The sequence below is a fragment of the Actinomyces sp. oral taxon 181 genome (assembly GCF_018370895.1).
Lineage (GTDB): Bacteria > Actinomycetota > Actinomycetes > Actinomycetales > Actinomycetaceae > Pauljensenia.
Map to the genome: position 1 here is coordinate 111,817 of NZ_JAGYZL010000004.1, position 23,217 is coordinate 135,033.

A 23,217-nucleotide genomic window follows, 5' to 3' on the forward strand; every position below is an offset into this window, starting at 1 on the left:
CCACGTGTGGAGCACAAAGGCGGCGTGTGAAGCATTTTTGGCGTGTGGTTGTGGTGCTTGCGTGCGCTGTTGTGGTTTTTTTGTGTTTTCGTTTTATGCGTTGTTGCATGATGATGGTTTGCCGTCGATGGATGGGCGGCTTCCTTTGGAGAAGCGTGTGTCGATTGAGGCGTTTCAGCGTGATGTGGAGCCTCATATTCTCTCTGCTCGGCAGGCGCTGTTTGAAGATACCGGTGGAGTACGCCCCTATTCGGAGGGCAGTAGGATAAGTACGGCTGTGGGTGAATCGTGGACTTTGTATAGCCAGAACACCGATGGGGCTAAAGTGTCTGTGGACGCAGTCTACGAGGTCATGCGTGATTATGTGGAACCTAATGGTTATGTTCTTGCTTTGGATAAGACTTACAAAGACGGTTCACGCAGCTTGGTATGGCGCGACTATGACAATGGCGGAACAGTCGATGTGAATATCAATGGGGATTGGACGAGTTTTGCTTATGAGAGTGGTGCTCGTCCTTCTGATGGTTCTGTGCCTGATCCGCGGGTGTTGATTCCCAATGATTCTCGGGATATTGCTGGATACGTGAGTGATAGTCTTCCCAGTATTTGGGATTTCGATAGGGACGCGCCTAGATTTCCAGAGACTGATGGCAGTGAGTGGGCGGAGAAGCGTCAGTCGATTGAGGTATTTCAGCGTGATGTTGAACCGGGGATTTTGAGTTTCAGAGACGAAATTGTTGGTGATTCACCGTATTACGTGGCTCGTAGACCTAGTGAGATAGATGCGGATGAGAAGGATCTTCTTGTTAAGCGGTATTGGTTTAAGAGCCAGCGTGTTCAGTGTGGTCCGCGTGATGTGGAGCGGGTAATTGAGATGGGGAATGCTCATTTGAATCCACTGGGCTATGAGTTGGTGTATGACTATGCCAGTCCGCTACCTGGGGTCGGCCACTATCTGGCGTGGAAGGATGAGAAGAATGGCGGGATTGTGACGGTTATTCTTCGCCAGGAGAACACGGAATTTAGTTACAAGAGTGGGGCTCGTCCTTCTGATGGTTCTGTGCCTGACCCGACGGTGTTGATTCCCAACGATCACCGCGACCTACCAGACCCTCTTGCGTAGCAGCGACCGCGGCCTCGGCTATTCCCTAATACCGACGTGGATGGTGGGAATATAGACCGGTATGGCCAGTGACGCAAGAAGCTCCTCAAGGCTACTGCGTAAAACCCCTAGATCTGCATACTGCATACCCTGATGCGCCTCACCCGGAAGACGAGAGGGAAGATAGCGCAAAACCTCGTACTGATCGCCTTCATAGTCCGTATACAATCCGGTTTCGACGAAGCCATTGCGCTGATAGAAGGCCAGTCGCCTTTCGCGCTGATGGAAATTAGAAGCATCGGTAGTCATTGGCTCGATTTCCAAAGCAATGGCAAAACCGGGGAAACGCTCCTTCAACTGGTCAAGAATTCGCGTTCCATATCCCCGCGAGCGAAGCGCGGGATTCGTCGCTAAAAACACGACAAAAAGCAAATCATCTGAGTGAATAGTAAAAGTCACTCCGCAAAAGCCCGAGGGCTCTTCCGGATCAAAATACGCAGTGAAATCAATAGAACGGCGTAGTGCAAGCGCATTCATCACCCATTCAGGAATGAGTTCGGCGGGTGGAAAGGCCTCGGCAAGGAGGCGACGAACCTGCGGGTAGAAGTGGGAATGACGGCGGACGGGCAAAGTGATAAGAGGTGACTCGCTTGAACTCACCCTTCCATACTAAATTTCACCCGCATCGGCTGCCTCATGACAATTGTCATGTGAAACTTCGTAAAAACGACACTGTTGTCGATGTCCCTCACAGGCTTGACTTAAAGCATGAACACGGACACTCAAACCACGACCCCAGTGATCCTTGCGAAAGACCTGGTGAAGACCTACGGGAATGTGCACGCGCTCAAGGGCATGAACCTGCGCGTTGATTCCGGTGAAATCGTTGCTTTCCTTGGCCGAAATGGCGCAGGAAAAAGCACAACAATTGACATCATTCTTGGCCTTCAGCAAGCAGATAGCGGAAGCGTTGAAGTTTTTGGCATGAGCGCCAAAGAAGCAATCCGCCGCGGATTGATCGGTGTCGTTCTCCAATCGGGTTCGCTTCCTGGGGACTACAGCGTCGCAGAAATCCTCAAACTCTTCTCGCGCGTCTACAAGCGCACCGAGTCCATTGACCCCCTTGTCGAAGAAACCCACCTTCGACACCTTCTTGGCCGCAAAATCCGCAAGCTATCCGGTGGTGAGCAGCAACGCGTTCGCCTAGCAATGGCACTCATTCCTGACCCAGAACTCATCATTCTCGACGAACCGACCGCCGGAATGGACGTCACCATGCGCAAGGAGTTCTGGGATCTCATGAGTACCCAGGCCTCGAAAGGTAAGACGATCCTTTTCGCCACTCACTACCTGGCCGAGGCGCAGGACTACGCTCAGCGTACGGTCATCGTCAATGCGGGCCGCGTGAGTGCCGACGCCCCCACCGAAGAAATCCGCCGAGCGCACTCGTCGACGCGCCTGGCCTTCTCTATCCCTGCTTCCTCTCTTGAGGGTGTGCGTGCAGGACTGGCCGCGCGTGCGGCTGAGCTTGGGACAGTGTGGGAGCTTTCCGATATTGCCGAGGTCGATTCCACCGATTCCTCCCCCGCTGCCTTGGGCGAAGAGGACTTGGCTGCCGATCACTGGCTACGCGTGGAGTTCCACACGACCTTCTCTGACGAGGCCGCTCGACACATCGTCGCCATTCCCCAGGCATGCGAATTCGAGGTTGTTTTCTCGAGCCTCGAGGATGTTTTCGCCGAGCTCACGCAGTAGAACGCAGGGCACGAAGTCCTGTCTTTCACTTTGGCCACCTCGCACCTCTTCTTTAAGGATTCACAATGACGACTCACACTCACGCAGCAACAAACCCCTGGATCAGCCGCCGGGCACTGAGCTCCTGGCAGGGATTTGGGCTTCTCACCTGGAAGTCATTCCTGAAGCTGGTTCTCAATCCCGCTATGTTCGCCTTCGCGCTGATCCTTCCGATCTTCATGTACATGATGTTTGGAGCAGGACAGGAGTACTCGAAAGAGTGGGCGATCAATGCAAATATTGGCGCAACGGTTTTGGTGTCAATGACCCTGTACGGCGTAATGATCGCTGCCGCATCGGCTGCAACCGTTGTCGCACTTGAGCGAACCTCTGGAATCTCCAGGCTCTTTGCACTGTCCCCCGTGGGTTCGGGCGCCTTCATCTTTTCCCGTTTGATCGCGGCGATTTCCATGAGTGCCCTGGTTATTGTCATTACCTATACCTTCGGATACGCGACCGGAGCACGAATGAGACCCGAGGCCTGGGTTGAAAGTGGGCTCATCACCTTGGCTGCATCGGTGATTTCCGCTGCCCTTGGTCTGGCGCTGGCCTTCCTCATGCGCTCAGATACTGCCTTCGCGGTGATTAATGGTGTCGTTGTCTTGGGTGCTTTCCTTGCGGGAATGTTCATTCCGATCAGCTCCATGGGGTCGATATTTAAGACGCTCGCGCCCTATAGCCCCTTCTACGGACTCTTCAACCTCTCTCAGCTGCCCCTCTACGGTTTCGATAATTTCGAATGGAAATGGGTGATTTCAACGGTCGCGTGGTTTGTTCCCATGGCACTGCTTGCGATCTGGGCGCAGCGCAGGGACACTGATCGCTAAGAAGTCCGGCGCAATCGGGCGCGCTCTCGCACTACTTTCATTGCCAATGACTGGGGAAGGACCGGAATGAGCACCAAAACTCAGGGGACAGATGCCTCGTGGTCACAGCGCCACCCGCGCTTGTCCGCGGTGTTGTGGGCGCTGCCCTACCTGGCGTTCTTGGCCTTTCCCTTGGGGATGATTCCTTCCGTTGAATCCCCCGGGATGATCGCGCTGATCCTCACTCTGACCTTTGGCGTTGCTGCTGCTGATATTGCAATTTACATCGTCAATCCGACCCCTGAATGGGGAGCGCGCATCACCAAGAAAATGTGGATCTCGCACGGGATCTTGCTGGCCCTGGTGATTGCACTGGGACTCGTCCTGGTTGTCGCCGGCGCATCGCGAGTAACCTCGGCCCTTTTCATCACCTACTCGATCGCAGGCTGGAACCTTCAAGCTCCCAAGAGATATGTGGTTCCCGGCCTAGTGGCACTTGTCGGCTGGGAAGTCATTGCCATCTTGTTGCCTATTGGCAGTATCGACGCGGTGGCCTTGAGCTACGCGATCATCGCGCTGCTGATGGTTTTGGGATTAACCCTGGCCGTGCGCCGCAGTTTCGATAATCGCCACTCAGAGCAACAACGTCAACGCCAAGCAATCAGCCTGGTTCGTGAGCGCGAACGCCTGCGTTTTGCCGGGGATCTTCACGATATTCTGGGTCACTCGCTGACGGTCATCACCATGAAGAATGAGCTTGCCCAGCGCTTGCTCTCCGTGGGAAAGATTGCCGAGGCCAGTGAGCAGATTGCGCAGACCCTGGAGTTATCCCGCCAGGCGAAAGAAGATCTGCGTGGGATCATCGCCGCTTCGCGAAGCCTGTCCGCCGAGGAAGAGGTCGAGTCGGCCCGTGAACTATGCGAGCAAGCGGGAATCGAATTTACCGCCGATATCCAAGGAGAAATACCACCCGGTCCCAGGGCAAATTTGGCCGCACATGTCATCCGAGAGGGGACTGCCAACGCGATTACCCACGCTCATCCCTCCACAATCAGCGTCCGCCTGACTCCTGGTGAGGTCCTGGTGGAAAACGACGGGTATTCACGCAGCTATTCACAGGCCTCGGCAGGGGGAGGAGCCGGATTGGAAGGACTACGCCAGAGGGCGGCCTCGGAAGGGGAGATGACGTGGGGGAGCCAGGGGAATACGTGGACACTGCGCCTGACTTTCCGCGGGGAGTCCGCCTAATCGGAAGGTAGAATTGGCGGGTCAAGTACTGGCGCGCAAAAGGAATACCAATGATTCACGTGATTGTGGCCGATGATCAGGCCTTGATTCGTGGTGCCTTGAGCGCGCTCATTGACTTGGAAGACGATATGCGCGTCGTCGCTCAGGCCGCTGATGGTCGTGAGGTCATCGCCGCAGTCGAGGCCTATAACGCTGAGAATTCCAGCGGTGACCAGGCTGCGAAAGCCGCGTCGACACTGGTCGTCATTATGGACGTCGAAATGCCCGTAATGGATGGAATCAGTGCAGCCGCGGCCTTGAAAGACCGCGTGGCGAATGCACGAGTCCTCATGGTGACAACCTTCGGGCGTCCCGGGTACGTCCAGCGCGCATTGGATGCGGGAGCCGTTGGATTCATTGTCAAAGACGCACCGGCCGAGCAGCTCCTAGAAGCAATCCGACGAACTTCCCAAGGACTGCGCACGGTCGATCCTGCGCTCGCGGTCGATGCGCTCACGAAAGGTCAAAGCCCGCTCAGCGCGCGCGAAGTTGAAGTTCTGCGCGCTTTTGAAAGCGGAGGGACCGTGGAGGATGTGGCCTCGGAGCTCATGTTGTCGGCGGGGACGGTGCGCAACTACGTGAGCTCGGCGATGGATAAGACCCACGCGCGAACGAGAGCTGAAGCACTCAAGGTAGCAACAGAAAACGGGTGGTTGTAAACTGAGATTCCATGGTAAACAGCTATGGACGTCGCCAAGAGACGCAGGAAAACGTTACTCGCCACATCTTCGTCACCGGAGGTGTGGTTTCTTCTTTAGGTAAGGGTTTGACGGCCTCTTCGCTGGGGCGTCTGCTGCGTTCGCGCGGTTTGAGCATCGCCATGCAAAAGCTTGACCCCTATATCAACGTCGATCCCGGGACGATGAACCCCTTCCAGCACGGTGAGGTTTTCGTCACTGAAGATGGCGCGGAAACCGACCTTGATATCGGCCACTACGAGCGTTTCTTGGACGTGAACCTCTCCGGCGCGGCGAACGCGACGACCGGCCAGGTGTACTCCACGGTTATTGCAAAGGAACGCCGCGGCGAATACCTAGGCGATACCGTCCAGGTCATCCCTCACATCACCGATGAAATCAAGCGCGTCATGCGTGCCCAGGCTGTGCCCGACGCCGAGGGCAATGCCCCCGATGTCATCATCACCGAAATCGGTGGCACGGTTGGCGATATCGAATCACAGCCCTTCTTGGAGGCTGCGCGTCAGGTGCGCGCCGACCTGGGCCGCGACAATGTTGCCTTTGTGCACGTCGCACTGATCCCCTTCCTTCCCGCTGCCGGTGAGCTCAAGACCAAGCCGACCCAGCACTCTGTGGCCGCGCTGCGCTCCATCGGTATTCAGCCCGATGCGCTGGTGCTGCGTACGGATCGCCCGCTGCCCGAGGGAATTAAGGGCAAGGTTGCACTCATGTGCGACGTCGACCGGGATGCTGTCATCGAATGTAAGGATGCGGCCTCGATCTACGAGGTTCCCCCGACGCTGCATCGCGAGGGCTTGGATGCCTTCCTTGTTCAGCGTCTTGGCCTGACTTTCCGCGACGTGGACTGGAGCGAGTGGAACGAGCTGCTTGAGCGCGTTGAATCGCCGAAGTACCGCGTTGAGGTTGCGTTGGTTGGTAAGTACATTGACCTGCACGACGCTTACCTTTCTGTTTCCGAGGCCGTGAAGCACGGTGGCTTTGCGAATAACGCTCGCGTTAACCTGCGTTGGGTTGCCTCCGACACCTGTGAAACCCCCGAGGGCGCGCAAAAGGCTCTGGGTGGCGTTGATGCGATCATCGTCCCCGGTGGTTTTGGTATCCGAGGCATTGAAGGCAAGTTGGGAGCGCTGCGTTGGGCACGCGAGCACAAGATCCCGACCTTGGGATTGTGCTTGGGCTTGCAGTGCATGGTGATCGAGGCCGCGCGTGACCTGCTGGGCTTGGCTGGAGCTTCCTCGACGGAAATGGATCCCGAGACGCCGGATCCGGTTGTTCACACCATGGATTCGCAGGTCGACATTGTTGAGGGCGATGGCGATCTGGGCGGAACCATGCGATTGGGCGCATACCCCGCGGTCCTTCAGGAAGGTTCTATTGTTGCCGAGGCCTATGGGAAGACCAAGGTTTCAGAGCGCCACCGTCACCGCTTTGAAGTGAACAATGATTACCGCGATCAGCTGGAATCGGTTGGTCTGCACATCTCGGGTACATCACCCGATGGAAACCTGGTCGAGTTTGTTGAACTGGATCGTTCCTTGCACCCCTACTACGTGGCAACTCAGGCGCACCCCGAGTTCAAGTCGCGTCCGACGAAGGCTCACCCGCTATTCGCGGGCCTGGTTCGCGCCGCACTCGCGCGTCACGCAGAAAACTACGCTGCGCGCGGCGGGCGTAAGTAAGGGCTGTAGGGTCTGAGGGCTTTAGCTCCGTCATTCCTGCGCTATTCCCGTCTTTAGCTCCGTCATCCCTGGTTTAGCTCACAGATTCCTGGCCTATGAACGCTCATATGTCAGGACTCGACGAGCTAAACCAGGAGATGGGGCAGAGCAGGGGATTGATGTTGTTTGAAAAGGTGCGTGCGCTACGGCCGATCGGCCCCAATAACCGTATTTCCAGGCACGAAGATTGGATCAAGCAAGGTCAATCCGTGCACGGGGCGACGGATCTTGGCCTCGACATTTTCCGCAGGGACAGTCTCATGTCCCTCAATATCGGTATCTGCGTCCGCTTCCTTCCTGGGTTCCCCATCGATCTGGGCAACCAGCATCTCAACCGCTCGTCTCAAAAGCTCATCCGGCCGGGTATCAAAATGATCGACATCGAAAAGGCAGTGGGCTCGCTCCGCATGCCATCCGCTGGCAACCAGCGAGACATCGCGCCCCGGTCTAATTCCCAAATCCATCAGCGCATTGCACCAGTCATCAGCGGAAATCGTTGGCCCCAGAATGTAGGAATCAACCCGTCCCTCACCGGCAATTTGGCCGACCAAGTGGCGAATTGCCTGAATTCCAGTCCCGCAGGTGCGTGACAGAAGGGGAATCCCCAGCTCGCCGGCAGTATCCACAACCGCCTGCTTAAACTGCGCGACGAAGTTCAAGGACTGCACATCTGCGCTGGCCGAGTGTACGAAAGCAACATTCCGCGCCCCCGCATCCCGAATGCGGTGCACTGCCTGGGTGCCGGCCTCGTAATAGTCCACGTCAATGGACTGGATCGGTGACCTAAAGGGTCCAAGCCCGGGAGTGCCAACGAAAACCGTGGGAATCTTTCCCTCGGCCACGACCTCTAGGCGGGGGTCATTGAAGCGAACTTCCATGATGAACAGACCATCACACAGCGCAGTCGTCATGACACGGCGTAGCCCAGCCGCCCCCTCGTTCGCGGTGATCAAAAGCAGATCAAAATCATGTTCGCGCAAGAGCTGTGCCAGTGAGATCAGCATGTAGTGCTGGTCCGCCCCATCCGCACCCTCGTGGTAGGGGATGACAACTCCCAGTACTCGCGACTTGCGTGAGCGCAGTGAACGAGCACCCGCATGAGGCTGGTAACCCAGTTCCTTCATTGCAATTTGGACACGTTTTTCCGTCTCCGGAGACACTGTCCGTCTGCCGCTCATGACGTAGGAGACCGTGGTTTGTGAGACTCCCGCCAGTTTTGCGACATCTCTACTGGTTGGCTGGCGTGCCATCAGTTCCTCCTGCTCTCTTGACAGGAACGCTTTTACAACTTATCTTGAGTTTCACATCACACGCGAGCAGCGATGCTCGCAAAAAATTTTTACATGACGAATACGTATGCGTAATGGATATTACCAGAAAATCTCCTGCATAGAAGCATGGAGCGAATACGTATTCGTACTCTTCGCTAAGGAGTCATAGGTGTACACGAAAAAGGAGTACCCGGGCGCAGTCGAACTCTCCTATGCGCACGAGTTCATCCGCATTGAGGCCTGGGGTCGCAATGCACTTCGCGTGCGCATAGGCCCCAATGCGAACTTCCCCCAGGGACTGGGCGCGCTCGAGGCCGCACCCCTTAGTGGCCTCGGCGCGACCTCTGGAGCATCCGCGGACCCGCTTGCCCTGGCTTCGGCAGAGGCTACCGGGAATGAACCTTGCTCTGTCAGTGAAATCCCCGGCTACGACCGCCCCGAAGAAGTCTTTTCCAATGGACGAATCAGCGTGGTCGCAAACCTTGACGGCGGAACCGGAATTGCCCGATTCCTTCTGGACTTCCAAAAGGACGGCGAATCCATCCTGCGTGAAGCCCCCGAACACTTCTGGTGGCCGGGCGCCCACGGAATCTACCCGGGCTTCGGCGGACATGAAGTGCACCAATGCTTTGCCTCGGACCCCGCCGAGCGCTTCTACGGAATGGGCCAGCACTCCTACGACTTCCTTGACCACAAGGGTGTCGTCTCTGATCTGGTCCAGCGAAACGGCGAAGTCTCCATCCCATTCGTCCTCTCAGACAAGGGCTATGGATTCCTGTGGAACAACCCCAGCGTTGGCCGCGTGGAATTCGCCAAAGAAGCCACACGCTGGGTTGCGCAGGCAAGCGAATGGATCGACTACTGGGTGTGCGTAGGAGACACTCCCAAGGAAATCCTCCAGTCCTATGCTGACGCGGTGGGCCACGCGCCCCGAATTCCCCAGTGGGCACTTGGCCTGTGGCAATCCAAGCTGCGCTACACCAGCCAAGAAGAACTCATGGATGTCGCGCGCGAATACAAGCGCCGCGGCCTGCCCCTATCTGTGATCGTCACCGACTTCATCCACTGGCCGGCCATGGGGGAGTGGCGCTTTGACCCAAGCGAATATCCCGACCCCGAAGCGATGATGGCCGAACTGGACGAAATGGGCACCAAGCTCATGGTTTCCGTGTGGCCCACGGTCTCCCCCCTTGCCGAAACCGATGCAGAAATCCGCGCAAAAGGTCTATTGGTCGGCACCGAGGCCGGAGTTGAATACCACCAAACCTTCCGCGATAAGGGAATGGATCGCCCGCTTCCCGTCGCCTTCTACGACCCCACGAATCCCGCCGCGCGCGACTACGTGTGGAACAAGCTCAAGAACAACTACTTCGATCTGGGCGTGCGGGTGTTCTGGCTGGATGCTTGCGAGCCTGAACTCAATCCCGGTCACCCCTCTAACCTGCGTTTTTATGCGGGAAAGGGCCTGAATGTCTCGAACCTTTACCCACGCGAGAATGCCCGCATGATCTGGGAAGGTATGCGTGAAGAGGGCGAAGACGAATTCCTGACCCTGTGCCGCAGCGCCTGGGCAGGCCAGGCAAAATACGGCGCCGCCGTGTGGAGCGGAGATATCGGCCCCACCTGGGAGGCCCTCTACACGCAGGTGCGAGCTGGGCAATCCATTGGAATCGCAGGAATCCCCTGGTGGACCAGTGATATCGGCGGCTTCCACGGAGGCGACGCCAGCGACCCCGCATATCAGGAACTCTTCGCCCGCTGGTTCGAATTCGGAACCTTCTGCCCACTCATGCGCGTTCACGGACACCGCGAACCCCGCGAAGATGTGGCCTCGGAAAACCCCGGCGGCCCCAACGAAATCTGGTCCTACGGCGAGGAAGTCGCGGATATCTGCTCCCGCTACATCCTCCTGCGCGAAACCCTGCGCCCATACCTCACTCGCGTGATGGACGAGGCCAGCGAATGCGGAATCCCCGCCATGCGCGCCCTTTTCCTGGAATTCCCCGAGGATGAGCGCTGTTGGAGTTGGGACGGAGAGTTCCTTTTGGGTCCCGACCTCTTGGTTTCCCCGATTACCGAGGCCGGCTCCCGCACTGCCCGCGTCTACCTTCCCCGAGGTGCGCGGTGGCGCCAACTTCTTATCGCCCCAAGCCGCGGCGGCGAGGATCAAGAGGCCACGGCCTCGTACATGCTTGGTGAGACTTTCGAAGGCGGAAGTGAACTCACCATCGATGCACCACTGGAGTGCATCCCATTATTCATCCGTGAAAACACGGATCTAGATAGTTGGTTGACGGACAACTATCGACACTCAAAGGAGAGAAAGAATGGCATACGCATCTAAGCGCGCAATGCGCGGGATTGCCTTCTTCGGTGCCGGAGTTATGGCACTGGGACTGGCAGCATGCTCCGGGACGAAGACGGATTCGGCCGACTCCGGCAGCGCATCCGGCGGTCAAGTAACCGTTGAGATGTGGGACTACCTGAGCGGTGAAACCGCCAATGACTCGATCAATGCATCGATCGCTGAGTTCGAGAAGGCCAATCCCGACATCAAGGTCAAGCGCACCACCTTTGCGTTTGCAGACCTGTCCAAGTCCATCCTTCAGGGATCGGTCGGCGGTCAGGTTCCCGATGTCGCAGTCGTCGACGTTGTCGACAACCAGAACTTCGCATCCCTGGGAATGCTCAAGGACCTGAGCAACGACGGAATCAACAAGTCTGACTTCTTCGATGGCCCCTGGTCCTCGGTCGTCTACGAGGGCAAGACCTACGGTATTCCGCTCAACTCCAACAACCTGGCTCTGTACTACAACAAGCAGATGCTCAAGGACGCAGGCGTTGAGGTTCCGACCGACTGGGCATCCCTCAAGGACGTCGCAAAGAAGACCACCAAGGGTGACGTGAAGGGTCTTGCGATCTCGGCCGTGAAGTCCGAGTCCGCAACCTTCCAGATTCTGCCCTTCGTGTGGCAGACCGGCGGTGACCTGAACGATTACGCCACCTCTGGCGCAACCGCTCTGGCCTACCTGCGTGGCCTGATCGATGACGGCTCCATGTCCGAGGCCGTTTCGAACTACACCCAGGAAGACGCACGTACCCAGTTCATCACCGGCAAGTCCGCCATGATGATCAATGGCCCCTGGGAGCTGGCAACCCTGACCAAGGACGCCAAGTTCGACTGGGATGTTGCACCTCTGCCCAAGGACAAGCGCGCAGCAACCTCGATGGGCGGCGAAAACGTTGTCGTCATGAACGGTGCCAAGCAGTCTGATGCAGCAGTCAAGCTCGCAAAGTTCCTGACCAGCGCAGAAGGCGCCAAGATCTACTGCGATGGCTCCGGCCAGCTGTCCTCTCGCCCCGACCTGCAGGGCAAGCTCAAGCTCTCGAACGATGCCAAGCTCAAGGTCTTCGAAAGCCAGCTTGCTGACGCGCACGCACGTGCGTACGGCAAGGATTACCCGAAGATTTCCGAGGCAATCCAGCTGTCCATGCAGGAAGCTTTGACGGGCGCATCAACCCCCGAGGCCGCAGCAAAGAAGGCCGCGGACACAATCAACCCCTTGCTGCCCAAGAACTGAGTAGCGCAAGAAACCGGTTTGCTTGGGGCGATCGCGCCTAGGCAACCAACACACACATAAAGTTCCCCGCGCGAGTGGGAACGCAACGATGAGCAACGGCTTGAAGCCGCAGCGAATCTCCCGCTCGCGTGGGGAAACATCCCTGTTTTGGTGCTGGCAGGCCGCTGAGCCCGCCAGGCCACAACAGTATTCCCACACAAACCTCGGATCTGTGAGTGAATTTCGATGGCGCGAACGAAAACAGCGGGCCACGACGACGGATCACGTTCTTTGGCGCGAACACGGCGCCTAGGACTGCTTCTGGCGTTACCCGCACTGATTTACATAACGATTTTTCTTGTTGTCCCCCTGATTTATAACATCTGGCTGTCCATCTCTGACGCGAACGGCGCAAACCTCATTTCGGGTGACTATCACCCCACGGGCCTGGCGAACTATGAAGCGATGGTGAAGAGCCCAGGCTTCTGGAATGGCGTGAAGCTCTCCATCATCTGGACAGTTGCCTCGCTTGCCCTGCAATTCCTTGTTGGTTACGCGCTGGCCTTGTTCTTCCGCAAACCTTTCCCGGGTAACGGCATCATTCGCGCGCTCCTATTGGTCGCGTGGATCCTTCCCGCTGTTGTGACGGGCACGATCTTCCGCTGGATGTTCGACTCTGACTTCGGCGTGATCAACTACTTCTTGATGAGCCTGCACATTATTGATCACCCGGTGATGTGGCTGACCGGCCCGACAACCGCAATGATTGCAATCGTCGTTGCAAACCTGTGGGTTGGCATGCCCTTCAATATGCTGCTGATCCTTTCAGGCCTTCACACCATCGATGACGGCCTGTACGAGGCCGCTGAGGTCGATGGCGCTGGCCCGATTCGTACCTTCTTCTCCATCACCGAACCTCTCATGCGTCCCGTGGTGATTTCACTGCTTTTGCTGGGCGTCATCAATACCTACAAGGTCTTCGACCTGATTTACACCATGACCAAGGGCGGTCCTGTCGAGGCGACAACAACCCTGCCGATTTTCACCTACCTGCAGACCTTCAAGGTTTTCGACTTCGGTAACGGTGCTGCGGCTTCAATGCTGACCATGGTTTTGCCGCTGGCTCTGTCGTGGTTCTACGTTCGTTCGCTGGATAAGGAGGACCAGTGATGTCTGAGAAGACCGCTGAAGTTCAAGAAAAAGTCCAGACCGTGACGGACGAAAGTGCACCCAAGGGCGGAGCGCTTTCCGCCGCCTCGGGAGCAAAGGGCTTAGCGAAGACGAAGCGCGAAAAGCGCGAGGGACGCGTCCGGATTGGGAAATCCGCATTCGCGTGGGTCATGGCAATTTTCTACCTGTTCCCCGTCTACTGGATGGTGTGTACGGCCTTCAAGACGCAGATGGAAACCTTTGCGCAGCCCCCGCACCTGATTCCGCAAAACCCAACCCTGGCCTCGTTCAGGGTCGCTTTCAGCGACAACTTCGGGATCTGGAAGGCGCTGGGAAATTCGGCAATTATCGCAGCCGGATGTTTGGTGCTGACGCTGCTCTTTGCAATTCCCGCGGCCTACGCAATTGCGCGAATGAGAAGCACAATCACAACGGGCATGTTGATCTTGCTCAGTGTTGTCCAGCTGCTCCCCGCGATCGCAATCTCGATTCCAATGTTCGTGCTTTTCCGTCACGCTGGAATGGTCAACACCCTTCCCTCGATCATCTTGGCGGATGTGACGGGAACACTACCCTTTGCGATCATCATGCTGCGCCCCTTCTTCAAGCAGTTCCCCAAGGAAGTTGAAGAGGCCGCGCGACTTGATGGACTCGGCATCATTGGAACCATTGTCCGAGTCGTCATCCCGACGATTCGTCCCGGTGTCATTATGATCGGTTCCTTCTCCTTCTTGATGACGTGGGGTGAATTTACCTTTGCCTTGACCTTGCTCACGAAGGCGGATCTGCAGCCTTTGACGGTTGCGTTGAACCGACTCATTGGCCAGTACGCAACGAACTGGAATGACCTGATGGCCGTCGCAACGGTTATTGCGATCCCCGTCTTGATCCTGTTCGTCGCCCTTCAGAAGTACATCGTTGCCGGCCTTGCCGGCGGCGCGACGAAGGGGTGAAACCCTGACCCTAAAAGTTGGGTGGTGAGTTGCTTGGGGGCGTCGGTGTGTGGGCCGATGCCCCCAAGTTTGTGCCTGAAAGGCAGGAAGAGGGCGTTGCCGAGGCTGGGCCGAGTTGCTCTTAGGAGCGGCGCTTGGACACGTAGCCCTGGAGCCCGATAACCGCTGCTCCTCGGCACCAGGTTTCATTCGCTGGCGAGGCCAATTCGATCTTGACCAGCGAGGCTCGTGGGTCACGGGTTTCCGCTAAGCCCTGGCGCATCCATCGATTGCTCAGCGATGCCAAGGCAACGCCTTCGCCGCCGATAATGACGACTTCCGGAGCCGTGAGGTTGGCGATTGCGCCAATGAGACGCCCAAGTGCCAATCCCGACGCTCGCAAGACGGCGGAAACCGCGGGGTCTTCGGCCTCGGCCAAAGAGATCACTTCGCTCCAGCTGACCTCACGGCCCAGAGCTTCTGAAATAGAGCGGGTAATCGCGGGGGTTGTCAGCATCGATTCTGCGCAGCCCCGATGCCCTTGCGAGCACAGTGGGCCCAGCGGGTCGAGGGGCCAGTGCCCAACCAAACCGATGCCTGAATCCTGATTTTCCAACGGCCGCCCGTTTGCCACGCAGCCATAACCGGTGCCGATTCCCAGGGTGAGGACCGCGAAATTCCGGTGTTGTGCACCCAGATCGAACCAGTGCTGCGCCTGCGTGTAGGCCGTTAGGTCATTGGCGACGAAAACAGGGATTTTGATGTGTTCGCGCAAAAGACCGACAAGGTCGACATCTTCCCATTCCAAGAAAGGCGCGGATCGGATGATGCCTTGGTCTGTGACGACACCGCCGATGCCCACGCCAATCGCGTCGATGCGGAAACTCTTTTCGGCCTGGCTTGCCAAAGAGGAGATGCCTTCAACGACGTCCTTGGGGGAGTGCGTGGGAAGAGGAAGCTGATCGTAGCTTAAGACCTGTGCCTTCAGGTTAATGACCGCGGCGGTGAGGCAGTCGTCGGCGACTTTGATTCCCAGGAAATGATGGCTATCTGGAACGACGGCTAGGGGGATCGAAGGACGGCCAGATGCGCCGGTGCGGGTGCTGCGTACTTCGGTGAGGAGTCCAGAGGCGATCAGATCGGTGCTGATGCGGGTGAGCGTCGCGGGTGCCAGCGAAAGACGGCGGGCTAATTCGGAGCGGCCCAGTGGTCCGTGAAGAAGGACTTCAAGTGCCACGCTCTGCGCAAGTTCATCCTGAGGCTGCCACCCCATCATGAGCGCCTTTCTTTACCAAATTAAATAAATAGCAGAGTAATTAGACTATAGATCACACACTTGACGCAAGTATTTTTATTTGGTGAAATAACCTCCAGTGGCCAATGATGACCGCCTCACGAAGAGACCCAGTGCGATGACGCAGAGAAGTCTAAGGAAGGTGAGGGCTGGTGCAGTGAAAGGATTTAATCCCATGTTCGAACTTCTTCCCGTTTCCGCGGCCTTTCAGGTCAAAGACGATGTACGAATCGACATTGTTGCCGATTCGCCCCTTCCTTCCAGCGCCACTTTGCGTCTGACCCACCTTGGCCTTGTTATTGCTGAGGCCGAACCCCCGCTGGGTGAGTCCGTTTCCTTTGGCACTTTGGAAGAGGGCGGATACGGCGTTCTGCTGTGTGACGGGGACGAGGTCCTTGCCTCCACCGCTCTTCAGGTTCTTGACGATACCCGTCAGCGACTTCGCTACGGTTTCGTTGCCAGCTATGCCCCCGATAAGGACGTCGAGGCCGTAGCCCGTTTGGCGCGCAAGCTTCACCTCAACGGCATTCAGTTCTATGACTGGGCCTACCGCCATGCGGATCTTGTAGGTGGGGGAGAGACCTATCTCGATCCTCTTGACCAACCGATTTCACTGGAAACAGTTCGTCGCCTGATCCGTGCGCTGGCGCAGGCTGGATCTCGTTCATTCGGGTACGCCGCTGTCTATGGAGTCGGAAATGAAGAGTGGGATCAGTGGAAGGATGCCGCACTCATGCAGTGCGATGGGACTCCCTATGAACTGGGTGGTTTCCTTCAGATTGTTGACCCTGCCGCCAGGGAATGGCTTGCCCACTTTGTCAGCGACCTTCAAAAGTGCGTTGAGCAGGTGGGCTTCCAGGGCTTCCACCTGGATCAATACGGATACCCAAAGTATGCAACTCGCGCCGACGGCGAATTGATCGACCTGTCGCAGAGCTTCACGCGCATGATCAACGCTGCGCGCAATGGGCTTCCAGACACCGTCCTTGTTTTCAACAATGTCAACGATTTTCCGACCTGGGCCACTGCCGGCACTCCCCAAGATGCTGTGTACATCGAACCGTGGGCTCCCATCACAACGCTGGGTGCGCTCGCGGGTGTCGCGGCTCGAGCCAGAAGCGTTGCGCAAGGTAAGCCCGTGGTTCTTGCCGCCTACCAGAGCGTCTACTCCAAGGCCTCGGCAGAAGAATCGGAGCAGGCTAACAAACTCACCATGGCGACGCTCTTCTCTCATGGAGCAACCCAGCTTTTGGCGGGAGAAGGAGGAAACGTCCTCGTCGACCCCTACTACGTCAATAACCACAAGGCTGCTGACAGCACCGTGGAGATGCTCAAGCGCTGGTACGACTTCTTGGTTGAACACGATGAAATCCTGATGGATCCGCGAATTGCGGAAGTAACCGATTCATTTGCGGGCCCGTTGAATGAGGATGTTGAGGTTGCCTACGACAATCTGTGCGTGACGGAAGATCCCAAGGAAGGGGCGGTGTGGAGGCGAGTGACGACGACACCCCACGGATTGGTTGTTCACCTCATTAACCTGGTGGGGCAAAAGGACACACTGTGGGATGGGCCTAAGCGTTCAGGGATTCTTGTTGAAGGTGGACGACTGACATTGCGCTGTTGCGCGGGGCGTACTCCCCGCGTATTCGTGGCGGACCCAGACGGTAGTGGACACCTAGAAGAACTTCGTGTTCACTGTGAGGGAGCGCAGGCAAAGGTGGATCTCCCGCCGCTACAAGTTTGGCAGGTTCTTCGTGTTATTCTCTGAGGCTTCACTTCCCAAAACCAACGCCCTAAGCGAGCTTCCGGCTGATGAATGGTGGAAGAGCGCGGTTGTCTATCAGATCTATCCGCGCTCATTCCAAGACTCCAATGGTGATGGTTTTGGGGACCTCCAGGGAATCCGCTCTCGACTGGGCTATCTGAAAGAGCTGGGAGTTGATGTCCTGTGGCTTTCGCCGATCTATCGATCGCCACAGGCTGATAACGGTTACGACATCAGTGATTACCAGGATATTGATCCGGTTTTCGGAACCATGAAAGACTTCGACCAGCTCATTGCCGATGTTCACGCTCTGGGCATGAAGTTGGTTATGGACTTGGTCGTCAACCACACCTCGGATGAACATCCGTGGTTCCTTGAATCGCGCTCATCAGTGGATAATCCCAAGCGCGATTGGTACTACTGGCGCGATCCGCGGCCGGGCTTTGAAGGCGGAACTCCCGGAGCGGAACCAACGAATTGGGAGTCCTTCTTTTCCGGTCCGGCGTGGAAGTATGATCCGGCGACAGGGCAGTACTACCTGCACCTTTTTGCGGAGCAGCAACCAGACCTGAACTGGGAGAACCCAGAAGTTCGTCAGGCCGTCTACGAAATGATGCGCTGGTGGCTGGACCGAGGTGTCGATGGCTTCCGTATGGATGTTATTAACCTGATCTCGAAGGTCCCGGGATTGCCTGATGGAACTCCTGCGCCCGGTCGAGCTCTGGCCGATGGAAGCCCCTTCTATATGGAAGGCCCGCGCCTGCATGAATTCCTTCAAGAAATGCATCGCGAGGTCTTCGTTGGTCGCGGCGCTCTTTTCACCGTTGGAGAGACCCCCGGCGTCCTATTAGAAAACGCGCACCTGTATTCCGATCCCGCGCGGCGCGAAGTCAATATGATCTTCCAATTTGAGCACGTCATTTTGGGGCTTCCCGAAGGAAAGTTTGGTCGTCGTACCTTGGAAGAGGGAGATCTTGCTGATTGCCTGACACGTTGGCAAGAAGGCCTTGCTGAGAGGGGTTGGAACAGTCTGTACCTGTGCAACCACGACCAGCCAAGGACTGTGAGTCGTTTCGGTGATGAAAAGTACTGGTATGACAGTGCAACTGCACTGGCAACCACTCTTCACCTGCTTCGAGGGACACCCTACGTGTATCAGGGCGAAGAACTTGGCATGTCGAATACTGTTTTCGAAGGAATTGAGGACTTCGAAGACATCGAATCGACGAATTACTATCGCCTGGCTGTCGAACGTGGGGAAGATCCTCAGACGATTCTTTCCGGTTTGCGTGCCATGGGTCGCGACAATGCGCGAACCCCCGTCCAGTGGGATGGTTCTACGCACGCTGGTTTCACAGAGGGTATGCCGTGGATTGCCGTAAATCCGAATTACCCGGTGATTAATGCCTCCGAGCAGGTGGGCGATCCGACCTCGGTCTTTGCCTACTTCAAGGCTCTGATCGAATTGCGTCACCGCTTGGCAGTGGTTGCCAACGGAAGTTTTGAGCGCATCGATGCGGGAAGCCGTGAAATCTTCGCATATCGCCGAGTTCTAGGTGAACGCGAGCTGATAGTTATTGGAAATCTTTCCTCGCGTGATGCCCAGCTGTCGCTTCCTTCAGACATTTCCGAGGCCGCGTCGGAGTTTGTCCCAGTTCTGACCAATGCAAATGTCTGGGAAGAGATGGATGCGCCCCTTGCTCCGTGGAGGGCGCGGGTTTTCCTTGCCTGAGTTCTCGCCGCCTTTTGGAGCTTGGTCCTAGTTGGAGTCAACGCAAAGTACAAAATGCGAGGACTGAAAAAACTCTGGCAGTTCAGGGGGACTCTTCCGAAAAGTGGAATGTCATCCACTCAAGCATTTGACAATCCGTGCACACTGACAGCGGAACGCGAATGTTAGCTGTTCGTGTTCCATCAGGCTGTGGCCCCATCTTCTAGGAGGGAGAGATGGGGCCACAGTCTTATTATCAGGTAGTTTTTAGGTTAATCAAAGGTTATCTTAGGGTTTGGAATTGATGCGTGCAGAGTCACAGTGCTGAACTTTGCGCTGGATGCGTTGCGCGCGGTAATCTATTGACAATTTGGCCTAGATCCAATCCTGTTCATCACGCCATTACCCAGTCTGCGAATGCAGGAAAACCGGGTGTGCCTAGGTGACAGAGGTGACGGACCAAACAAGACAGATAACGAACGACGCGCTACGAAACCTCAGAACCTGGAAGGATAACCGATGAGCACAATCGCACCTGAACGACACAAAGAAGAAGTCATTCGACATGATGATGACTTCTCATTTGAAGCAGTTCCATCAAAGAACCGACGGTCATTTTGGGCCGTCGGTTTTGTTATGCTCGGCTTCACTTTCTTCTCGGCCTCGATGAGCGTCGGTGCCAAGCTCGGAAACGGCCTGAACTACACCCAATACGTGTGGGCAGTCATCATCGGTGGCGCAATCCTTGCGGTCTACACGGGTGCGCTGGGCTACATCGGCGCAAAGACCGGTCTGAGCTTCGACCTCATGTCCCGTCGCACCTTTGGCCGCATCGGTTCCTTCCTGCCCTCAGCGCTGATCTCCTTCACTCAGATGGGGTGGTTTGGCGTGGGCGTTGCGATGTTCGCAATCCCCACTGCTGAGACCCTGCACATCAACGCGTGGCCCGTCGTCATCATCGCGGGCGGCCTGATGACCGCCTCGGCCTACTTCGGAATCAAGGCCATTGAGATCGTCTCCTTCGTCTCAGTACCTCTGATCGCAATCCTCGGAAGCTACTCCATGATCAGTGCGGTCAACGCAGGCGGCGGTATTGCCGCAGTCTTCGGCCAAAACCAAGGCATGACCACCGTTGCAGCCATCGGCCTCGTGATCGGAAGCTTCGTCTCCGGCGGTAGCGCAACCCCCAACTTCACTCGCTTCGCAAAGTCCGCAACCTCGGCAGTCATCACCACTGTGATCGCATTCTTCATCGGTAACACCCTGATGTTCACCTTCGGAGCGGTTGGTGGAGCCTTCACCGGTAAGGACGACATCTTCTACGTAATGATCGCTCAGGGCCTGCTGATTCCTGCGCTGATCGTCTTGGGCGCAAACATCTGGACAACAAACAACAACGCCCTGTACACCACCGGCCTGGGCTACGCGAACATCACCGGAATCAACAAGAAGCCTCTGGTTTTGGTCGCAGGCATCATCGGAACCCTTGGAGCCCTGTGGCTCTACGACAACTTTGTCGGCTGGCTCAGCTTGCTCAATGCCACCCTGCCCCCCATCGGTGCAGTTCTGGTTGCCGATTACTTCGCACGTCGCCGCAGCTACATGGATCTGGGATCAGATGACCCCGAGGTCAAATGGGCACCGATCGTCGCTCTGATCACGGGTGCGCTCACCGGTTGGCTGACTCCGGGCTTTGGCATCGTTTCGATCAACGCCATGGTCGTCGCCATCCTCGTCTACTTCGTCGGAAGCGCAATCGAGAAGGGAATCCGTCGATGAGCGCGGATACTCAGGGCAGCAGCGCACCCCGCAATCAGGCCTCGGCAATGGGAGCAAAAGGCGCAAATCTTCTCATCACGGGTGTCCGCATTGAAGATGGCCCCGCCGGAGTCGACATTCGCATCACGGACGGAAAGTTCGCCGAAATCGGCGCGGGGCTGACGCCTCGTGAAGGCGAAGAGGTCCGCGACTACACGGGAAAGCTGGTTCTGCCTCCCTATATCGAGTCGCACGTGCACCTGGACACTGCGCTCACCTCGGGACAGCCGCGCTACAACGAAAGCGGCACCCTGTTCGAGGGCATCGAGGTGTGGAGTGAGCGCAAGCAGACCCTGACCTACGAGGACGTCAAGGATCGCGCGGGCCGGGCGCTTCGCCAGCAGGCACAGTTCGGTATCCAGTACGTGCGCTCGCACGTCGACGTCACTGACCCGGACCTGACAGCCCTGCGCGCGCTCATTGACCTGCGTGAGGAACTCAAGGACTCCATGACCCTGCAGTTGGTTGCTTTCCCGCAAGAGGGCATCGAGTCCTTCCCGAACGGACGCGACCTCATGCGTCGCGCGGCCGAAATGGGTGTCGATGCAATCGGTGCCATCCCGCACTTCGAGTTCACCCGCGAATACTCCGTGTCCTCGCTGAACTTCGCAGTCGAGCTTGCCCAGGAGTACGGACTGCTCATGGACGTGCACTGCGACGAAATCGACGACGAGGCCTCGCGCGGGCTGGAAACCCTGGCCACGCGCGCGCTCGAGGCCGGGATTGGGCCGCGAGTGACCGCCTCGCACACGACCGCGATGCACTCGTATAACAACGCCTACTTCCTGCGTCTGGTGCGCTTGCTCAAGATGAGCGGGATCAACTTCGTATCGAATCCGCTGGTCAACACGCACCTGCAGGGGCGCGTCGATACCTACCCGAAGCGCCGAGGCGTCACCCGAGTGAAGGAACTGACCGAGGCAGGAATCAACGTCTCCTTCGGTCAGGATGATATTGAGGATCCGTGGAACCCCATGGGTACCGGAAACTTGCGAGATGTCGTACTCAACGGCCTCTACGTCACCCAGATGATGGCGCGCAGCGAGATCACCGGGTCCTACAACTTCATCACTCACAATGCAGCGCGCACGCTTAATCTCTCCGATTACGGCATCGAGGTTGGAAACACGGCGAACTTCATTGTGCTGGACGCTGAGGATTGGTTCCACGCGCTGAGCTTTGGTTCTCCCGTTCTGGCAAACTTCCGCGCTGGCCGGGTTTTGACCGAGTCCGAGGCCGTGGTGCGCACGGTGAATTTCTGAGGTCTGCATAAAAGTCCCGGGGTCAGGTGTGAACTGCGCCCCGAAACTTGGACGCGTTTAATGGTAGCCGTTATGCGGCTTCCCGTAGGGCCTGATCCCGGTATTCTGCCGGAGTCAGGCCCTTGAGCTTTACTTGGCGTCTTGTTGTGTTCCAGTGTGTGATGTAGGTGGCGAGGTGGGCCTTACCGAAGGAGAGCTTGAACTCGGTGACATCGGTACCCAATTTCTGCCAGGGACCGGTCGCCTTGAAGTCGCGACCGATGATGTTCTTGAAGCTTTGCCCTCCGCCTCCCGCTGTCCCCTCCCGACAGTGAGGAGGCTGCTCGGTGACCACGCCCTGCCCCGCGTGAGGGCCGTGCCCTCCACCCCTTGAGCATATACCCCCGGGGGGTATATGCTGGAGAGCAACATCGCCGCATCCCACTGACCCGTAGGAGCTTTCCCATGATCACCTCCCCGCCCCGCCTCTTGCCGATGGCCTCCCACGGTTGCAGCTGTTGCGGACCTGCCTCACATGCCGACACCGCCTCCATCCCTGCCGCCAGCGACTCGTCAGCAGGAGGGTCCTCCTCTAGCTACCAGGTCACCGGCCTGACCTGCGGGCACTGCGCGAAAAGCGTGACCCAGGCCCTTCAGGCCCTCCCCCAGGTCGACGACGTCCAGGTTGATCTCGCTGCTGGTGGTGTTTCCACCGTCACGGTCACCGGTGTCGTACCTCCGGAGATGATTCGCCGGGCTATCGAGGCGACCGGCTACACCGTCTTATCCTGATCGATTTCACCCATCATCTCGACCCCGACCGGCTTGAGCGAAAGGAACATCATGAGCACTCCCCACCATTCCGGTGATCACCGTGGTGATCACCTCGCTCCGGAAACAGACCACACCCACCACCCGGATCATGCCAGCCACGAACACCACGCAGACGCCGACACCCACGGCCAGGCGATGCACCACGGTCACCCGCACTCCGTCCTGGACGAAGACCACCAGGTTCATGGTCACGGCGAACACGCCGGGCACAGC

The 23,217-nt window shown here is 57.3% G+C and carries 18 protein-coding genes and 3 pseudogenes; 16 read left to right on the forward strand and 5 right to left on the reverse strand.

The window, feature by feature from the left end:
* Positions 1–4 precede the first annotated feature (4 nt).
* Positions 5–1,123, forward strand: coding sequence for a DUF4853 domain-containing protein (locus KHW85_RS03325; RefSeq protein ID WP_291458791.1), 1,119 nt, complete (start codon positions 5–7; stop codon positions 1,121–1,123).
* Positions 1,124–1,141: 18 nt separating this feature from the next.
* Here KHW85_RS03325 and KHW85_RS03330 read toward each other — a convergent pair whose 3' ends face one another.
* The gene (locus KHW85_RS03330) at positions 1,142–1,762 is read right to left on the reverse strand and encodes a GNAT family N-acetyltransferase (protein ID WP_019126689.1); all 621 of its coding nucleotides are present in this window, start codon (positions 1,760–1,762) and stop codon (positions 1,142–1,144) included.
* Between the two features lie 108 nt (positions 1,763–1,870).
* Between KHW85_RS03330 and KHW85_RS03335 the strand changes: the two genes are divergently transcribed.
* From KHW85_RS03335 to KHW85_RS03355, 5 genes are all read left to right on the forward strand, one after another.
* Positions 1,871–2,857 (forward strand): ABC transporter ATP-binding protein, encoded by a 987-nt coding sequence (locus KHW85_RS03335; RefSeq protein ID WP_026066642.1) that lies wholly within the window; start codon positions 1,871–1,873, stop codon positions 2,855–2,857.
* A 65-nt stretch (positions 2,858–2,922) separates the two neighbouring features.
* The gene (locus tag KHW85_RS03340; protein ID WP_019126687.1) at positions 2,923–3,723 is read left to right on the forward strand and encodes an ABC transporter permease; all 801 of its coding nucleotides are present in this window, start codon (positions 2,923–2,925) and stop codon (positions 3,721–3,723) included.
* A gap of 66 nt (positions 3,724–3,789) precedes the next feature.
* The gene (locus tag KHW85_RS03345) at positions 3,790–4,950 is read left to right on the forward strand and encodes a histidine kinase (protein WP_019126686.1); all 1,161 of its coding nucleotides are present in this window, start codon (positions 3,790–3,792) and stop codon (positions 4,948–4,950) included.
* A gap of 50 nt (positions 4,951–5,000) precedes the next feature.
* On the forward strand, positions 5,001–5,648 hold the full coding sequence (locus KHW85_RS03350) for a response regulator transcription factor (RefSeq protein ID WP_019126685.1): 648 nt from the start codon (positions 5,001–5,003) through the stop codon (positions 5,646–5,648).
* 11 nt (positions 5,649–5,659) lie between these two features.
* The gene (locus KHW85_RS03355; protein ID WP_291458792.1) at positions 5,660–7,366 is read left to right on the forward strand and encodes a CTP synthase; all 1,707 of its coding nucleotides are present in this window, start codon (positions 5,660–5,662) and stop codon (positions 7,364–7,366) included.
* A 182-nt stretch (positions 7,367–7,548) separates the two neighbouring features.
* Here the strand turns inward: KHW85_RS03355 and KHW85_RS03360 are convergent, their stop codons facing one another.
* Positions 7,549–8,655: a LacI family DNA-binding transcriptional regulator gene (locus KHW85_RS03360; protein ID WP_291458793.1), complete on the reverse strand. Its 1,107-nt coding sequence runs from the start codon at positions 8,653–8,655 to the stop codon at positions 7,549–7,551.
* Positions 8,656–8,845: 190 nt separating this feature from the next.
* Here KHW85_RS03360 and KHW85_RS03365 point away from each other — a divergent pair, with 190 nt between their 5' ends.
* The 4 genes from KHW85_RS03365 to KHW85_RS03380 all read left to right on the forward strand — a co-directional run bounded on the left by KHW85_RS03365 (position 8,846) and on the right by KHW85_RS03380 (position 14,359).
* The gene (locus KHW85_RS03365) at positions 8,846–11,020 is read left to right on the forward strand and encodes a TIM-barrel domain-containing protein (RefSeq protein ID WP_291458794.1); all 2,175 of its coding nucleotides are present in this window, start codon (positions 8,846–8,848) and stop codon (positions 11,018–11,020) included.
* Positions 11,004–12,257: an extracellular solute-binding protein gene (locus KHW85_RS03370; RefSeq protein WP_291458795.1), complete on the forward strand. Its 1,254-nt coding sequence runs from the start codon at positions 11,004–11,006 to the stop codon at positions 12,255–12,257. The genes KHW85_RS03365 and KHW85_RS03370 overlap by 17 nt, the downstream gene beginning before the upstream one ends.
* 225 nt (positions 12,258–12,482) lie before the next feature.
* Positions 12,483–13,406: a sugar ABC transporter permease gene (locus KHW85_RS03375; RefSeq protein WP_178704464.1), complete on the forward strand. Its 924-nt coding sequence runs from the start codon at positions 12,483–12,485 to the stop codon at positions 13,404–13,406.
* Positions 13,406–14,359, forward strand: a complete 954-nt coding sequence (locus tag KHW85_RS03380) for a carbohydrate ABC transporter permease (RefSeq protein ID WP_009748128.1) — start codon at positions 13,406–13,408, stop codon at positions 14,357–14,359. The genes KHW85_RS03375 and KHW85_RS03380 overlap by 1 nt, the downstream gene beginning before the upstream one ends.
* 121 nt (positions 14,360–14,480) lie before the next feature.
* Here KHW85_RS03380 and KHW85_RS03385 read toward each other — a convergent pair whose 3' ends face one another.
* Entirely contained in the window at positions 14,481–15,614 is a 1,134-nt protein-coding gene (locus KHW85_RS03385; RefSeq protein ID WP_009748127.1) for an ROK family protein, read from the reverse strand.
* Positions 15,615–15,807: 193 nt separating this feature from the next.
* Here KHW85_RS03385 and KHW85_RS03390 point away from each other — a divergent pair, with 193 nt between their 5' ends.
* The 4 genes from KHW85_RS03390 (at position 15,808) to codA (ending at position 22,191) form a co-directional block, all read left to right on the forward strand.
* Positions 15,808–17,403 (forward strand): glycoside hydrolase family 66 protein, encoded by a 1,596-nt coding sequence (locus KHW85_RS03390; protein WP_291458796.1) that lies wholly within the window; start codon positions 15,808–15,810, stop codon positions 17,401–17,403.
* A complete protein-coding gene (locus KHW85_RS03395; RefSeq protein WP_291458797.1) occupies positions 17,390–19,132 on the forward strand; it encodes an alpha-glucosidase in 1,743 nt (580 codons plus the stop codon). Before KHW85_RS03390 ends, KHW85_RS03395 begins: the two co-directional genes overlap by 14 nt.
* 498 nt (positions 19,133–19,630) lie before the next feature.
* Positions 19,631–20,890, forward strand: a complete 1,260-nt coding sequence (codB, locus tag KHW85_RS03400; protein WP_291458798.1) for a cytosine permease — start codon at positions 19,631–19,633, stop codon at positions 20,888–20,890.
* On the forward strand, positions 20,887–22,191 hold the full coding sequence (gene codA / locus KHW85_RS03405) for a cytosine deaminase (protein ID WP_291458799.1): 1,305 nt from the start codon (positions 20,887–20,889) through the stop codon (positions 22,189–22,191). Before codB ends, codA begins: the two co-directional genes overlap by 4 nt.
* A gap of 70 nt (positions 22,192–22,261) precedes the next feature.
* Here the strand turns inward: codA and KHW85_RS03410 are convergent.
* Together KHW85_RS03410 and KHW85_RS03415 are read right to left on the reverse strand one after the other, a co-directional pair.
* A pseudogene (locus KHW85_RS03410) lies at positions 22,262–22,360 on the reverse strand (IS3 family transposase); the annotation flags it as partial.
* Positions 22,361–22,459, reverse strand: a pseudogene (locus KHW85_RS03415) (IS3 family transposase); the annotation flags it as partial.
* A 176-nt stretch (positions 22,460–22,635) separates the two neighbouring features.
* On the opposite strand from KHW85_RS03415, the gene KHW85_RS03420 reads away from it, so the two are divergent.
* Entirely contained in the window at positions 22,636–22,962 is a 327-nt protein-coding gene (locus tag KHW85_RS03420; protein ID WP_291458800.1) for a cation transporter, read from the forward strand.
* A gap of 51 nt (positions 22,963–23,013) precedes the next feature.
* Positions 23,014–23,217 (forward strand): annotated as a pseudogene (locus KHW85_RS03425) (hypothetical protein); the annotation flags it as partial.

What these genes read in the sequence shown, in the direction of transcription:
- KHW85_RS03340 (WP_019126687.1), top strand. Translation starts at nt 2,923, where the DNA reads ATGACGACTCACACTCACGCAGCAACAAACCCCTGGATCAGCCGCCGG.
- KHW85_RS03385 (WP_009748127.1), bottom strand. Translation starts at nt 15,614, where the DNA reads ATGATGGGGTGGCAGCCTCAGGATGAACTTGCGCAGAGCGTGGCACTT.
- KHW85_RS03360 (WP_291458793.1), bottom strand. Translation starts at nt 8,655, where the DNA reads ATGGCACGCCAGCCAACCAGTAGAGATGTCGCAAAACTGGCGGGAGTC.
- KHW85_RS03345 (WP_019126686.1), top strand. Translation starts at nt 3,790, where the DNA reads ATGAGCACCAAAACTCAGGGGACAGATGCCTCGTGGTCACAGCGCCAC.
- KHW85_RS03350 (WP_019126685.1), top strand. Translation starts at nt 5,001, where the DNA reads ATGATTCACGTGATTGTGGCCGATGATCAGGCCTTGATTCGTGGTGCC.
- KHW85_RS03390 (WP_291458796.1), top strand. Translation starts at nt 15,808, where the DNA reads ATGTTCGAACTTCTTCCCGTTTCCGCGGCCTTTCAGGTCAAAGACGAT.
- KHW85_RS03375 (WP_178704464.1), top strand. Translation starts at nt 12,483, where the DNA reads ATGGCGCGAACGAAAACAGCGGGCCACGACGACGGATCACGTTCTTTG.
- codB (WP_291458798.1), top strand. Translation starts at nt 19,631, where the DNA reads ATGAGCACAATCGCACCTGAACGACACAAAGAAGAAGTCATTCGACAT.
- codA (WP_291458799.1), top strand. Translation starts at nt 20,887, where the DNA reads ATGAGCGCGGATACTCAGGGCAGCAGCGCACCCCGCAATCAGGCCTCG.
- KHW85_RS03380 (WP_009748128.1), top strand. Translation starts at nt 13,406, where the DNA reads ATGTCTGAGAAGACCGCTGAAGTTCAAGAAAAAGTCCAGACCGTGACG.
- KHW85_RS03355 (WP_291458792.1), top strand. Translation starts at nt 5,660, where the DNA reads ATGGTAAACAGCTATGGACGTCGCCAAGAGACGCAGGAAAACGTTACT.
- KHW85_RS03335 (WP_026066642.1), top strand. Translation starts at nt 1,871, where the DNA reads ATGAACACGGACACTCAAACCACGACCCCAGTGATCCTTGCGAAAGAC.
- KHW85_RS03420 (WP_291458800.1), top strand. Translation starts at nt 22,636, where the DNA reads ATGATCACCTCCCCGCCCCGCCTCTTGCCGATGGCCTCCCACGGTTGC.
- KHW85_RS03370 (WP_291458795.1), top strand. Translation starts at nt 11,004, where the DNA reads ATGGCATACGCATCTAAGCGCGCAATGCGCGGGATTGCCTTCTTCGGT.